The sequence below is a fragment of the Roseivivax sp. THAF197b genome, assembly GCF_009363255.1.
GTDB lineage: Bacteria > Pseudomonadota > Alphaproteobacteria > Rhodobacterales > Rhodobacteraceae > Roseivivax.
In genome coordinates this window covers 3,426,222-3,439,287 of record NZ_CP045318.1, presented here as the reverse complement: position 1 = coordinate 3,439,287, position 13,066 = coordinate 3,426,222, and the positions used below count along the sequence as shown (strand labels likewise).

The window sequence follows — 13,066 nt, the reverse complement described above, 5'->3', positions numbered from 1 at the left end:
ACATGCGTATCACAGGGTTCATCGCGGCGCTGACATTCGGGCTTTCACTGGCCGCGCCTGCCTCGGCAGAGAAGCTGGGCCTCGGTCAGATCTCGAACTACCTCAATTCCATTCGCACCGCGCAGAGCGATTTCACGCAGGTGAATGCCGACGGCACGATCTCCACGGGTGAGGTGTCGCTGTCGCGTCCGGGCAAGATGCGCTTCGATTACAACCCGCCCGAACAGGCGCTTGTGATGGCGGGCCGCGGCACGGTGGTGATCATCGACAGGCGCGTGGGCAGCACCGAGACCTATCCGCTGGGCCAGACGCCGCTGTCGATCATCCTCGCGCCGAATGTAGATTTGAGCGAGCCGGGCGTGGTGGTCGGCCACACCTATGACGGCACTGCGACGACCGTGACCGCCCGCGATCCGCGGCGGCCCGAATACGGCACGATCGAGATGAAGTTCACCGATGCGCCCGCGGAGCTGCGCCAGTGGATCATCACCGATCAGAACGGTCAGAAGACGACGGTGATCCTGGGCGCGCTCCAGAAGAAGTCGCTGCCGAACTCGCTCTTCAACATCGACAGGGCGATTGCCGCGGCGAACTGATCGCGGCGTGATGCGAAGACGTCCCCGGGTTTGGCCCGGGGACGTTCGTTTGTTGTAGCGAAATGCACATGACCTGAAGGACAGCGCATCCCCCAACCCGTGGAAACGAACGTTTCAGACAGGGTTGGGCGATCCGGATCGCTGCATGCCCGCTTTAGCGGGCGTAACGACAGTTGCGCAGTTGCGACTGGTACACGAGAGAGCGTTGACCGACCTCGTCCGCGACCCGCAACAACCAGCTTTTCGAGTTGTAGCTGCCCCGGCGATAGCCCGTCCGGCCTTCGTGATAGGCGAGGTACTGGTTGCGCGCGTCAGAGGGCGAGATGCCCAGCTGCTGCGTGGTCTGCGCCATGTACCAGCCCATGAAATCCGTCGCATCGCGGATATCGTCGCGTTGGGTCCGGCGACCGCCATGCTGTTCCTGGTATTCCTCCCAGGTGCCGTTCAGCGCCTGGCTGTAGCCGAAGGCAGAGCTTTGCCGCCCCACGGGGATCACGCCGAGGCGATACCGAAAGGGTGTGCGCGCATCGCCGATGAACTTGCTTTCCTGGTAGATTGTGGCCATCTGCACGTGGACGGGGACGCGCCACTTCCGTTCGGTGGCGCTGAATGCACGGTAGTAATGGGGGCGCTCTCTCAGGATCGAACAGGCGTTTTCCAGGTCGGATGGCGCGGATTTGGGCCCGCCGCCGCCTCCACAGGATGCCGCCAGCAACACGATCACGAGTGCGCGAAAGAAACTGCTCATCTGCCTCTCGCTCTTTTTTGGCCGTTCTCGGCTCTTATCTTTGAGTTTAACCAAAAAGCGTCGGGGATGAAATCACAAACAGGGCAGGTGGCCGCAAGGGCGGTTGCAACCGGCCGAACTTCGCCCGACGCAAACGCAAATTCACCATGCTGATTCTTTGTCCCGCGCCCTGCCACAGAGTGTTTCCGGCGAAAGTTGGGCGGAAAAATGGACAAAGTTACATTGAAAGCGCTACTCTCCGAAGGTAGAGGATCATGCTCATGCACACACAACGCGCGAAATATAAGCTCGGCCAAGTGGTCCGCCACCGCAGACACCCGTTCCGCGGCGTGGTCTTCGACGTCGATCCCGAATTCTCGAATACCGAGGAATGGTACGAGTCGATCCCCGAAGACAGCCGCCCCGCCAAGGAGCAGCCGTTCTATCACCTGCTCGCCGAGAATGACCAAAGCTTCTACGTGGCTTACGTGTCGGAGCAGAACCTCGTTGCGGATTATTCCGGGGAACCGGTGGATCATCCCGACATTCCCGACCTCTTCGGGCAATTCAACGATGGAAGCTACGAGCCCCAGTTCCAGATGAACTGAGCCCGGCCGCGCGGTCCGTCTTTCGGATCGCTCTTTTGAAACTGTGATCAGGCGCACCTATCCGGGTGCGCCTTTGCTTTTTTGCTTATTCGGCGCGGTGCAGGGCAGGCCCCATGCCCGCCGCAGGCTATGCGCTGCCGAGCAGGTCCAGAAAGCGATCGATCTCCGCATCCGGGATGGACCAGTCGGTCACCAGACGTGCGCCGATCATCTCGTCGGGATCGCCTTCGGTGACATCGGCCTGCGCGTAGTAATAGGCCCCGGCTTCGAACGCGCGGGCATGCAGGCGGCGCGGCATCTCGAGGAAGATCATGTTGACCTGCGGATCGTTTCTGAGCCGCACCGCGTCGATCTTGCGAAGCCCGTCCGCCAGCTGCGCGCCCTTGGTATTGGCTTTCTCCGCCAGGTCGCGCCAGAGGTCGTCCTGAAGATAGCCCTGCATCTGCGCGGCGAGATAGCGATGCTTCGAGAAGAGATGCCCGCCGCGCTTTCGGCGCAGCTCGAATTCCCAGGCCTTCGCTGGATCGAAGAAGATCACCGCCTCGACCCCCATCAGCCCGTTCTTGGTGCCGCCGAAGACCGCGACATCGACGCCCGCCTTCCAGGTCATCTCGGCCGGGGTGCAATCCAGTGAAACGCAGGCATTGGCAAACCGCGCGCCATCAAGATGGACAGGCAAATTATGAGCGTGGGCCAGATCGCAGAGCGCGCGCAATTCGGCCAGCGTGTAGATATGGCCCTTTTCGGTGGCCTGCGTGATCGACACCGCGCCGCGCTGCGCGTTGTGCACCGATCCGCCGGTGCCCGCGATGGCGCGCTCCAACTCGCTCGGCACGAACTTGTCGCTCTGCCCCACGAGGTGCAGCTTCGCACCGCCGGTATAGAACTCGGGGCCGTTGCACTCGTCTTCCTCGATATGGGCGGGCGGGGTGCAGAAGATCGCGTCCCAGGGCTGCACGAGGGTCGCGAGCGCGAGGCAATTGGCAGCACTCCCCGTCGCCACGAGGTAGATCGCTGCATCGGGTGCCTCGAAGAGCGTGCGCAGCTGGTCCGCGACCGCGCGGCTCAGATCGTCATTGCCGTAGCCGGGCGTGTAGCCCTGATTGCTCGCCGCCAGGGCGTCGAGGATCTGCTGCGGGACGGGGCCGGAATTGTCGGAGGCAAAGAACATGGCTCAAGCGCCTTTCGGTCGTGTGGAGGTCTTCAATGGGGTTCTTCGATGATGTGGTCTTCCCAATCGTCATCGTCGATTTCAAACTCGGGCACGGTCATGCCGCGCACGGACACGCCCGCCTCGTGCACGCTGTCGGCGCGGCCCGAGATCAGCGGATGCCAGTCGTATAGCGGACGCCCCTGATGCAGCAGGCGGTAGGCGCAGGTGCGCGGCAGCCAATAGGCGTGCTGTTCAATCGTCTCGGGGCTCAGCACGATGCATTCCGGCACGAAGCTGTGGCGGATGTCGTATTGCGCGCAGCGACAGGTGGCATCGTCGAAGAGGCGGCAGGCAACGCGGGTCAGATCGACCTGGCCCGTCTCCTCATCCTCGAGCTTGTTGAGACAGCACTTGCCGCAGCCATCGCAGAGCGCTTCCCACTCGGTGGGCGTCATGTCGGACAGCGCCTTGCGCTCCCAGAAACGCGGGGCCAGCCCGTCGCGGGGGATGGGGTCGTCGCTCATGTCGCGCTCACGTCCGGGACAGGATCGACCGCGCCTTTGCGCAATCATCCTCCATCTGGGTGATCAGGGTCTCGACGCTGTCGAAGTTTTCCTCTGGGCGCAGAAACTCCACGAGTCCCACGGACAGATGCGCGCCGTATAGGTCGCCCTTGAAGTCGAAGAGGTAGGTTTCGATATTCGCGCGGTTCTCGCCGAACATGGGGCGCACACCGACCGAGGCCGCGCCGTGATAGGTGCCCGCATGCGGCCCATCCAGAACATCGACCAGCACAGCGTAGACGCCGAAGCGCGGCGGATGCAGCCCGTCGATCGACATGTTGGCCGTCGGGTAGCCCAGTTCGCGCCCGCGCTTTTCCCCGTGCAGGACCGGGCCTTCGATCCGGTGCCAATGGCCCAGAAGGTCGGCGGCATCGCGCGGACGGCCCGCCCCCAGCGCGTCGCGGATCGCGGTCGAGGAGATCTGGCCCGTGCCGTTGCTCATCAGGGGCGCGATGGTGACGCCGAAGCCCATTTCTGCGCCGAAGGCCTTCAGGTCCTCCGCCGTGCCCGCGCGGCCCTTCCCGAAGCAGAAATCGGCGCCGATCACCGCATGGGAGAGGCCAAGACCATCGGCCAGCACGTCGCGCGCGAAGGCTTCGGGCGAGAGGGCGGAGAGCTCCGCATCGAAGGGCAGCTCGAACAGCGTCTCGACGCCCAGCTTGCCAAGTCGCGAGGCGCGCGCTGCGGCGGAGGTCAGCCGGAAGGGCGGCGCGTCGGGGGCGAAGAATTCGCGCGGATGCGGCTCGAAAGTCAGAACGCCCAGCGGCGCATCCGGCGCGGCGGCGCGCGCCAGCTCCAGAACCGAGCGGTGGCCGCGATGGACGCCATCGAAATTGCCGATCGCAGCGCTGGCGCCGCGGGCATCGTCTGGAACGGAACGGTGATCGCGGAAAATGCGCATGACCGGGAATTAGCTTTGCGACCCCGGCTGTGCAAGCGCTGCGGGCCGTTTCGCCAATCTCCGCGGGATCAGTCGAGCTTGCGGGTGGGCGCCATCACGGTCGCTTCGCCGACGAGCACCTTCTTGCCCGCGACCTCGCAATGGCAATCCAGCGTCACGCGCCGCTTGCCGACCTCGATGCCGGTGACCTTCACCTCGGCATGGACCAGATCGCCGGGCCGCACCGGAGCGAGGAACTTCAGCGTCTGGCTCATGTAGACCGTGCCATGCCCCGGAAGCTGTTCGCCGATCACGGCCGAGATCAGGCCCGCCGTCAGCATGCCATGCGCGATCCGCCCGCCGAAGATGGTGTCCTGGGCATATCCCTCGTCGAGGTGAACCGGGTTCCGGTCGGTCGAGACATCAGCGAACAACTCGATGTCGCGGTCGGTGATCTCTTTCTGGAGGTACCGGGTCATGCCCATCTCGATATCTTCGATGGGGATCGTGCCCCGCGGCTGATTGTCGAACATGGGTCGCCTCCTGAACGCCGCATCGGCAAAGCTTGAGTAACAAAATACGCGGCAAGACCCGTGTATGCGTAACAATATTGCTTTGCAAGCGCAGAAAGCAAGGCGTCTTTGGTCGTAAGGTGAATGGCTGTGGCGCAGGGGACGCGCCGGATGCCCTAGCGCAGGAAGCCGATCGAGAATGTGGGGGAGATGCCTTCCTTGCCCAGATAGGCCGTCAGAGCGTCCGGATCGGGCTGCGTGCGGGTCTGCGTTTCGGCCGCCGCCAACCCGCCCGTGATGAAGAGCGAATCGATATCCTCGCCCATGGCGCCTGCGATATCGGTCTGCGGGCCATCCCCGATGGCCAGGATATTGGAATCCGACGGGGCCGCGCCCAACTCGGCCAGCCGGTTGCGGGCCAGATCGTAGATCGGCGGGTGTGGCTTGCCGAAATAGAGGCTCTCGCCCCCCATCTCGGTATAAAGCGCCGCGACCGCGCCTGCGCAATATTCCCGCGTCTCGCCCCGGTCCACGACGATATCGGGATTGGCGCAAAGGAGTTTCAGGCCCTTCTGCTTCGCATAGAGCAGTTGCGGCCGCAGGGTTGCAGGCTCCGCATGGGGATCGAACGGGCCGCAGCAGACGATGCCATCGGCCTCTTCCAGTTCCACGCGCGTGATGTCGACCGGGTCCTCGACGATCTGCAGCGGGGAGAAGAAGGTCTCGTCATGCGCCTCGCCCATGAACCAGACCTTCCGGCCCACGGCACCGCGGAACATCGCCGCGCGCGCCGAATCGCCCGATGTGGCGATGGTGTCCCAGGCATCTTCCGGCACGCCCATCTTCGCGAGCTGCCGTGCGACGCTGTCGCGGGGGCGCGGCGCGTTCGTCAGAAGCACCACCTTGCCGCCCGTGGCGCGGAAGGCCTGCAGTGTCGTGATCGCCTCGTCATAGGCTTTGACGCCGTTATGCACGCAGCCCCAGAGATCGACGAACAGCGCGTCATAGCGCGCGGAGATATCCGACAGGGATTGGATGATCTGGGTCATGGGGCGGCTCCTTTGGGTTGCCGCCTTCCTAGGCCGATGATTGGCGAATGGGAAGCGGAGGTGAGGGAGCGAGTGCGCCTTGCCAACAAAAGAGTCTGTAGGTCCGGCGAAGGGCGATAACGCCCCGGGATAACGGCTCTCGCCTCTAACGTTCGAACTCAACAACCCTGAGCGCGGAATCAAGGCTGTTTGCAGCCGCCGCGCTCAAGCGCCTGCCCGGCCCCACCGGGCTGGCGCTGTGGTGCCGTATGCGCGCCGCTCGACCTGTGCTCGGATTTGGCTAGCATAAAGCGCGCCGCTCGACGCTGGGCTGCGCCATCCCGCCGGGCAGGCTTGGTCCGCGTGGTGAGATTGGACGGCAGAGCCCGTCGCCATTTCTCGGCACACAATAAAACGCCGGCCCCCGAGGACCGGCGTTTCAATCTCAGGATGCCGATACCCTCAGGCCTTCAGGTTCGGAATGATCTGCTTCTTCCGGCTCATCACACCCGGCAGGACCACCGTGTCGGCGGAAACCGTCGCATCGAAGCTCTTCTCGGCGATGGTCTTCACCCGGTCGTTCGGGATCAGCATCGTCGCCTCTTCGTTCAGGATGTCGACCACGAACAGCGTCACCTCGTCGACGCCGTCCTCGGCACAGACATCCTTCATCGACGCCATCAGGCTGTCCTTGCGCGACAGAACCTGATCGGGCGCGGTGGTCTCCAGCACGGAGACGCGCAGCTTCACGCCGTCGACGGTGTATTCCTTGGAATCCATCCGGATCAGCTCCGCGTCGGAGAAGGCGGAGACGTCGGATTTCGCGGCGAACATCTCGGCGGCATATTCGGAGATGTCGAGGCCCAGATCCTCGGCGAGGCTATGGGCGATGGCCTTGTCTTCCTGCGTCGTCGTGGGCGAGCGGAATTCCAGCGTGTCCGAAAGGATGCAGGTCAGCATCGCGCCTTTGACCGCCTTGGGCGCCTGCGCCATGTCCTTGCCGATCATCTTCCACATGATGGTGGCGGTGCAGGCCAGCGGTTCGACCCGGATCTCGATGGGGCCCTTGGTCTCGAGCCCGCCCACCAGTTTGTGGTGATCGATGATGCCCTGGATATCCGCCGAATTGATCGAGGCGGGCAGCTCTGCGGGGTTGTTGGTATCGACGATGACGACGGGTGCGTCGGCCTCGACATCCGCGATGATCTCGGGCTTGTCGAAGCCCCAGCGCTCCAGCATGAAGGCAGCCTCGGTGTTGGGCTCGCCCAAGAGGACGGGCTTGGCGGCCTCGCCCTTGATCTCGTTCAGGTACCAGGCCCAGATGATCGGGCTGCCGGTGGAATCGGTGTCGGGCGATTTATGGCCGAAAACCTGGATCGTCATGGATGTCTCCTCGTCACGCATATGAATTTGCGCGCCTTATAGAAGCGCGTCCGGGCGATGTCACCCATGGCCTACGCCTAGACGGCGCATGCATAGGGGCCATGCGTCTGGCAGCGTCAGTCGTAGACGCGTTCGCCGAAGATGGCCGACCCCACGCGGATATGCGTGGCACCCAGTGCGATGGCTTCCTCGAAATCGCCCGACATGCCCATCGACAGGCCCGTCAGGCCGTTCCGCTCCGCCAATTTCGCCAGAAGCGCGAAATGCAGGCTGGGCGTCTCGTCCACGGGCGGGATGCACATCAGCCCCGCGACGGGCAGGTCGAGATCGCGGCATTCCTCGACGAAGGCGTCGATCCCGTCCGGGCCGATCCCGGCCTTCTGGTCTTCCTCACCCGTATTGACCTGCAGGAAGATGTCCGGGCAGCTGCCCAGTTCCTGCGCGATGCGCGCGATACTCTTGGCAAGCTTGGGCCGATCCACCGAGTGGATGGCCGAAAACAGCTCCATCGCGCGGCGGGTCTTGTTGGATTGCAGCGGGCCGATCAGGTGCACCTTCGCGTCGGGATAGGTCTCCTGGAAGCCGGGCCATTTGCCCTCGGCCTCCTGCACCTTGTTCTCGCCGAAAAGGCGATGACCCTCCTTCAGAACGGCCTCGACCCGTTCGTTGGGCTGCACCTTGGACACGGCGATGAGGTGGATGTCGGCGGCCTCCCGGCCCGCTTCCTTGGCCGCCTTCGCGATGCGGTCTTGGATGTCTGTCAGTCCCATGGTGTGTCTCCCCAGGCCTCGATGAAGGGGGCCAGTTCGGCCTCGAATTTGGTCCAGGCGGCGGCGCGTCCGGCATGGATCGGCTGACGCACCTGCGCGATGCTGAGTGTTTTCACCGCCGCTGTCGATTCGTGGAAATTGAGGCAACCCTCTTCCCAATCAAGCCCCGCCGCCGCGATCATACGCCGCGCCTCGGGCTCCGGTGACCGCACGAGGTCTTCGTAGCGAAACTCGACGAGCTGTTCGCCCAGCCGCCCTTTCCAATACTTGACGCTCGCTCGGAAGTCTTTGATCGCACTGGCAATATCCGCCAAATCATTGCCGTATCGATGGGTGCCCGTGGCGAAGTGATTGCGATAGATAGAGAGCGCGATATCGCGCGGATCGCGGTGAATGACGATGAACTTCGCGCCGGGCAGGGCACGGGCCAGGAACCCGTAGATCAGGTGGTTCTGGATCGACTTGTCGGTGAACACACCCGCTTGCGCGCCGGTGTCGCGCCGTGCGCGGGCCCGGTAGGCGCGGGCCAATTCGGCGATCTGGGCATCCGGGATCTTCCGCAGCGGCGCCATCTGCCCGTTCTTGACGAACCCGTCCCAGACGAGCTTCAGCGCATGGGCCAACTCACCCCCGGCGGTGCCCCGACTGTGCGCGGCGATGATCTGTTCGGCGAGCGTCGTGCCCGAGCGGGGCATCCCGGTGACGAAGACCGGATAAGGCTCCACCGCATCCCCGACGGGCGCGAGGTCCGCTCCTTCCTGCGCCGCGCGGATCGAGAGTTGTTCACTGCGCCGCGCGGCATCGTCATAGGGCGCCATCTTGCGTTGCAGGCGGTTGCCCTTGTGGAGCGCCTCGAAGGCCTTCGCGCCCGCGCCCTGATCGAACAGCGCCTTGGCCAGCGCGAAATAGCCCTGGGATCGGGCCTCATCCGGCGTTTTGGGGCTCTTCAGGGTCTTGCGCAGCTCGGGCAGCAGGGGATCATCCGCACTGATCTTTTGGGCTGCAAAGAACATCCGGTAAAGCGACCCTTCGCGCGGATGGCGGCGCAACAGGTCGCGGAAGATGGCCTCCGCCGCGTCGAAGCGTCCGATCTGCTGCAGATAGAGCGCCTTGTCCGCGCGCGGTTTGATCTTCGACGGGGCCGCCGCGATCGTCCGGTCATACGCGGCGAGTGCGGCATCGGGATTGCCCGCCGCGGCAAAGGCGGCGGTGGCGGCATCCAGAAGTGCAGGCTCGTCGGGTTTTGCCGCAAGCGCACGCTCCAGATGCGCGGCGCGGGCGGCGAAATCGCCCGACAGATGCGCGACGCGCGAGAGCTGAAACTCGATTTCCGGCTGGTTCGGTCGCTCTTTGGCCAGCGCCGTGAAGGCCGTGCGGGCCGCATCGATCCGACCGCTGTTCAACGCGGAAAGGGCCGCCTGGTACCGGGCGGTCAGCGTGCCGCCTTGCGGGCGGCGGGGCGGTGGAGGAATGGCCATGACCTTGGTCTAGGTCCGGTCGCCCAAAAAGAAAAGAGCGGGCACAAGGCCCGCTCTTTCCGATACAATCTCCGGGGAGATTAGAAGTTCATGCGTGCACCCAGCGAGAAGGTGTCGAAGTCATCTTCGGTGCCGCCGATGTCGGTCTCGTTGTAGCTGTAGCCAGCGCGGAGCTCGAAGCCGCCGCCGAGATCGTAGGTTGCTGCGAGGCCGTAGCCTTCCAGCGTGTCGTCCTCGTCCACGGTGTAGATGCCGTAGTTCAGGCCAACGGCCAGAGCGTTCATCTCGTAGCCGATGCCGACACCAACGTGGTTCGCATCGTCAACGCCCGGGAGGCTGGTGTTGTTGTCGTCGAGGTTCCACGAGCTGTAGGTCAGGCCCAGCGACAGGCCGTTGGCGAAGCCACCGGTGACTGCAACGGAGACGACTTCTGCTTCGTCTTCCTGTGCCTGGTAACCGATGCCTGCGTTCAGGTCGACGCCGGACAGGTTGGTCGCGTAGCTCAGGCCGACTGCGTAGATGTCGTCGCTGTCGTCTGCGCCGTTCATTTCCTGCTCAGCGGAGAACGATGCGGTGACTGCGCCGAACGCGTAGTCGAAGCGTGCGATCTGGCCGTCGCCGTCGTTCAGCAGGCCGCCTTCGAAGGCTTCACCAGCGTCGAAGCCGACGTGGGTGGTTTCGTCGTCTGCAAGCGAGCCGCCAGCAAGCGCCATCTCGGGAACGCGTGCGTCGAGTGCGCCGTCGGTGTCACCCATGGTCAGGGTTGCGCCGCCGAAGGAGACGAAGATCGACTCGCCGCCCTGGGTTGCTGCGCCGAATGCGCCCGATGCGCCGTTGCTGACGCAGATGTCGGTGCCGCCAGCTGCGTTGTCGCCGAGGCCAGCTGCGTCGACGATCGTGCAGGTGCTGTTGGAGCCGTCGGACTCGTCGAGGTCGATCGACGCGCCGAAGGTCAGGCCGTTGTCTGCTTCGCCGGACATGGTGAAGGTGACGTCAACGTCGGTGAAATACTGGGTGTCGGTGTCGCTGCCACCGAAGATGCCCATTTCCGCCATACCGGACAGAGCAATATCCTGAGCCGATGCGACGCCTGCAGTTGCAACGAGCGCGGTCGATGCAAGAAGAAGCTTTTTCATTGTTTCCCTCATGTGTTCGTAAGGCACGTACCAATCCGGATATCCGGCCTTGATGTAGCGTCTATGCGCCGAGGGGGGTGGGCCTTGCAAGCGAGCGCGCGGGGCGTGCCGGAACATTCAATTCCGTGATGCACATTTGCCACAAGCGTTTTGCCGCCCCGGGCACGCTGCGCATCCCATCATGCTGACCCTGGGGCATCCGGGGCTATCCTGCGCTGGGGCCGCGGAATTATTGACGACTTGTTCACACAGGGCGCGGCTTGTAAGGAATATTGCGACAACGGCGAAGGGAATGGAAAATGCCAGCCAAAAGGATCGCAAAAGCGTTCGGTCTGATCAGCCTCGCGGCACTCGTTGCGGGCTGCGGCATGTTCCAGCGCGATGCAGATGCACCGCCCATCGAGACGCGCCCCGCGCAGGAGATCCTCGACCAGGAAATCTACGGCGACGAAGGCCCGCCCTCGTCAACCATCTGGGACTTCTTCCGGGGTAGCCGCGATTCCGAAGATGTGGGCGCGGTGAATCGCTACATCTGGAATGCGTCGCTCGAAACGCTGAGCTTCCTGCCGTTGGATAGCGTTGATCCCTTCACGGGGGTCATCTCCACCGGATACGGCACCCCGCCGGGTGGCGGCCGCGCGTACCGGGCAACGGTGTACGTGTCGGACCCCGCGCTCGACGCCCGGTCGCTGAACGTGGCGCTGATGACCCGTTCGGGTCCGGCAAGCGCTGCGACCGTGCTTGCGGTCGAGGATGCGATCCTGACCCGCGCCCGGCAGCTGCGTCAGCGCGATTCTCGCTTCTAAGGCGTTGGTCCCGCAAGTTTTCGTTTGCCGTGGGGTGACGCCGCACGCTCTGCAAGGCCCTGCGTGATCAATCCATCGGAGGCCGGGCAGGCCGCGCCGCCAAGTCCTCGACCCAGCTGACCAGTCGCGGCAGGCAGTGTGTCCTGAGATCGTAATTCGCGATCACATGCGCCCGCGCGTTCTCGCCCAGAAGCCGCCGGGTCTCCGGCGCATCGGCAAGGCGCGCGACCTTCTCGACCAGCGCTTCGGTGTCGAAGAAATCCGTCAGCCAGCCCTGCACGCCATCCTCCAACGCTTCGCGGACGGGGGGCGTGTCGCTGGCGACGATGGCGGCGCCTACGCTCATGGCTTCCAGCAGGGACCAGCTCAGCACGAAGGGATAGGTCAGGTAGACATGCACGCGGCTGACCTGAATGAGCGACAGGTACCTTTCATAGGGCACGCGGCCCAGGAAATGCACGCGCGCCCAATCGGCCTCGGAAATCTGGTCCCGCACCTCGTCGATGAAGATCTGCTTCCAGCTTTTCCCGTCGGGTGCCTTCGCGCCGTAGCTGACCTCGTCCCCGCCCAGAAGCACGACCTGCGCCTGAGGCCGGGCCGCCAGCAGGGCGGGCAGGGCGCGCATGAAGACGTGATAGCCCCGGAACGGCTCAAGATTGCGATTGATGAAGGTGATGACCTCGTCCGCGCGGGTCAGAACGCGCCCACCCTCGAGTGGCAGGGCCGCATCCGCGTTGGGACGCACGAGTTCGGTATCGACGCCGTCATGAATGACGCTCATGCGGTCCTGGAATCGCTCCGGAAACGTGTCCGCCTGAAAGCGCGTGGGGCTCAGGCCCGCATCCATGATCTCTTCATGCAGGCGGTTGTTGATGTTCTTCATCCGCAGCTTCAGCGGCACGTCCGCCGGCACCTTGGGCGCAAATTCCGGATCGAAGGCGGAAAACATCGGGTCCGACAGATGGTACAGCTCGCAATAAAGGCCCATCCGGGCATCGGGCCAGACATCCTTCAGGAACAAGGGCTCGCCCCAGCCGTGATGCGCGAGGATCACGTCCGGCCGGTAGCCCTGCTGCCGAAGCCCGAGGGCCGCGCGATAGCAGGCGGTCGCGCGCAGGAGCTTGGTTTCGAAATCGGCGAGCAACGGGAAGATGCCCTTGGTGGATTTGCCTTTGATCTCGTAGGGCAGAATCCGCACGCCCTGCCACAGGGTGGGCTTTTTCACCTTTGGTGTCAGCGCCGTGACCTGATGGCCCTGGCGCGCGAGTTCCGGGGCGAGGTGCTTGTACTGGCCGGGGAAGTTCTGGTGGATGCAAAGGATGTTCATCGGGCGTCCCGGTCGTGTCCGTCGTCCCTTCTGTGGCACGGACGGCCCGTGATCGCCTAGCATCCTCGCATCCGAGATGCCGCGCCTGTGCCCATCCTG

The 13,066-nt window shown here is 64.1% G+C and carries 14 protein-coding genes; 3 read left to right on the top strand and 11 right to left on the bottom strand.

The features are described 5' to 3' along the window. The first annotated feature begins 2 nt into the window (after positions 1 to 2). Positions 3 to 596, top strand: a complete 594-nt coding sequence (locus tag FIV09_RS16555; protein WP_152451676.1) for an outer membrane lipoprotein carrier protein LolA — start codon at positions 3 to 5, stop codon at positions 594 to 596. 154 nt (positions 597 to 750) lie between these two features. On the opposite strand, the gene FIV09_RS16550 is transcribed toward FIV09_RS16555, so the two are convergent. Continuing rightward, the gene (locus tag FIV09_RS16550; protein ID WP_152451674.1) at positions 751 to 1,344 is read right to left on the bottom strand and encodes a lytic transglycosylase; all 594 of its coding nucleotides are present in this window, start codon (positions 1,342 to 1,344) and stop codon (positions 751 to 753) included. Positions 1,345 to 1,604: 260 nt separating this feature from the next. Here FIV09_RS16550 and hspQ point away from each other — a divergent pair, with 260 nt between their 5' ends. Beyond that, positions 1,605 to 1,931, top strand: coding sequence for a heat shock protein HspQ (hspQ, locus tag FIV09_RS16545; RefSeq protein ID WP_152451672.1), 327 nt, complete (start codon positions 1,605 to 1,607; stop codon positions 1,929 to 1,931). A 127-nt stretch (positions 1,932 to 2,058) separates the two neighbouring features. Here hspQ and FIV09_RS16540 read toward each other — a convergent pair whose 3' ends face one another. From FIV09_RS16540 to FIV09_RS16500, 9 genes are all read right to left on the bottom strand, one after another. Next, positions 2,059 to 3,102 (bottom strand): low specificity L-threonine aldolase, encoded by a 1,044-nt coding sequence (locus FIV09_RS16540; protein ID WP_152451671.1) that lies wholly within the window; start codon positions 3,100 to 3,102, stop codon positions 2,059 to 2,061. A 32-nt stretch (positions 3,103 to 3,134) separates the two neighbouring features. Then, positions 3,135 to 3,608 carry a YcgN family cysteine cluster protein gene (locus tag FIV09_RS16535; RefSeq protein WP_152451670.1) on the bottom strand — a complete coding sequence of 158 codons (474 nt, stop codon included), beginning with the start codon at positions 3,606 to 3,608 and terminating at the stop codon, positions 3,135 to 3,137. A 7-nt stretch (positions 3,609 to 3,615) separates the two neighbouring features. Further along, a complete protein-coding gene (locus tag FIV09_RS16530; RefSeq protein WP_152451669.1) occupies positions 3,616 to 4,548 on the bottom strand; it encodes a bifunctional riboflavin kinase/FAD synthetase in 933 nt (310 codons plus the stop codon). A 68-nt stretch (positions 4,549 to 4,616) separates the two neighbouring features. Next, positions 4,617 to 5,060, bottom strand: a complete 444-nt coding sequence (locus FIV09_RS16525; RefSeq protein WP_152451667.1) for a MaoC family dehydratase — start codon at positions 5,058 to 5,060, stop codon at positions 4,617 to 4,619. A 155-nt stretch (positions 5,061 to 5,215) separates the two neighbouring features. Further along, positions 5,216 to 6,088, bottom strand: coding sequence for a TIGR01459 family HAD-type hydrolase (locus FIV09_RS16520; RefSeq protein ID WP_152451666.1), 873 nt, complete (start codon positions 6,086 to 6,088; stop codon positions 5,216 to 5,218). A 441-nt stretch (positions 6,089 to 6,529) separates the two neighbouring features. Then, entirely contained in the window at positions 6,530 to 7,450 is a 921-nt protein-coding gene (locus FIV09_RS16515) for a manganese-dependent inorganic pyrophosphatase (RefSeq protein ID WP_152451665.1), read from the bottom strand. Between the two features lie 116 nt (positions 7,451 to 7,566). Continuing rightward, positions 7,567 to 8,220: a YggS family pyridoxal phosphate-dependent enzyme gene (locus FIV09_RS16510; protein WP_152451663.1), complete on the bottom strand. Its 654-nt coding sequence runs from the start codon at positions 8,218 to 8,220 to the stop codon at positions 7,567 to 7,569. After that, entirely contained in the window at positions 8,211 to 9,698 is a 1,488-nt protein-coding gene (locus FIV09_RS16505) for a sulfotransferase (protein ID WP_152451658.1), read from the bottom strand. Before FIV09_RS16505 ends, FIV09_RS16510 begins: the two co-directional genes overlap by 10 nt. Before the next feature lie 80 nt (positions 9,699 to 9,778). Beyond that, positions 9,779 to 10,834 carry a porin gene (locus tag FIV09_RS16500; RefSeq protein ID WP_152451656.1) on the bottom strand — a complete coding sequence of 352 codons (1,056 nt, stop codon included), beginning with the start codon at positions 10,832 to 10,834 and terminating at the stop codon, positions 9,779 to 9,781. A gap of 299 nt (positions 10,835 to 11,133) precedes the next feature. Between FIV09_RS16500 and FIV09_RS16495 the strand changes: the two genes are divergently transcribed. Beyond that, entirely contained in the window at positions 11,134 to 11,640 is a 507-nt protein-coding gene (locus FIV09_RS16495; protein ID WP_152451654.1) for a DUF3576 domain-containing protein, read from the top strand. Positions 11,641 to 11,707: 67 nt separating this feature from the next. Here the strand turns inward: FIV09_RS16495 and FIV09_RS16490 are convergent, their stop codons facing one another. Next, a complete protein-coding gene (locus FIV09_RS16490; protein WP_152451652.1) occupies positions 11,708 to 12,967 on the bottom strand; it encodes a glycosyltransferase in 1,260 nt (419 codons plus the stop codon). Between the last annotated feature and the right edge of the window lie 99 nt (positions 12,968 to 13,066).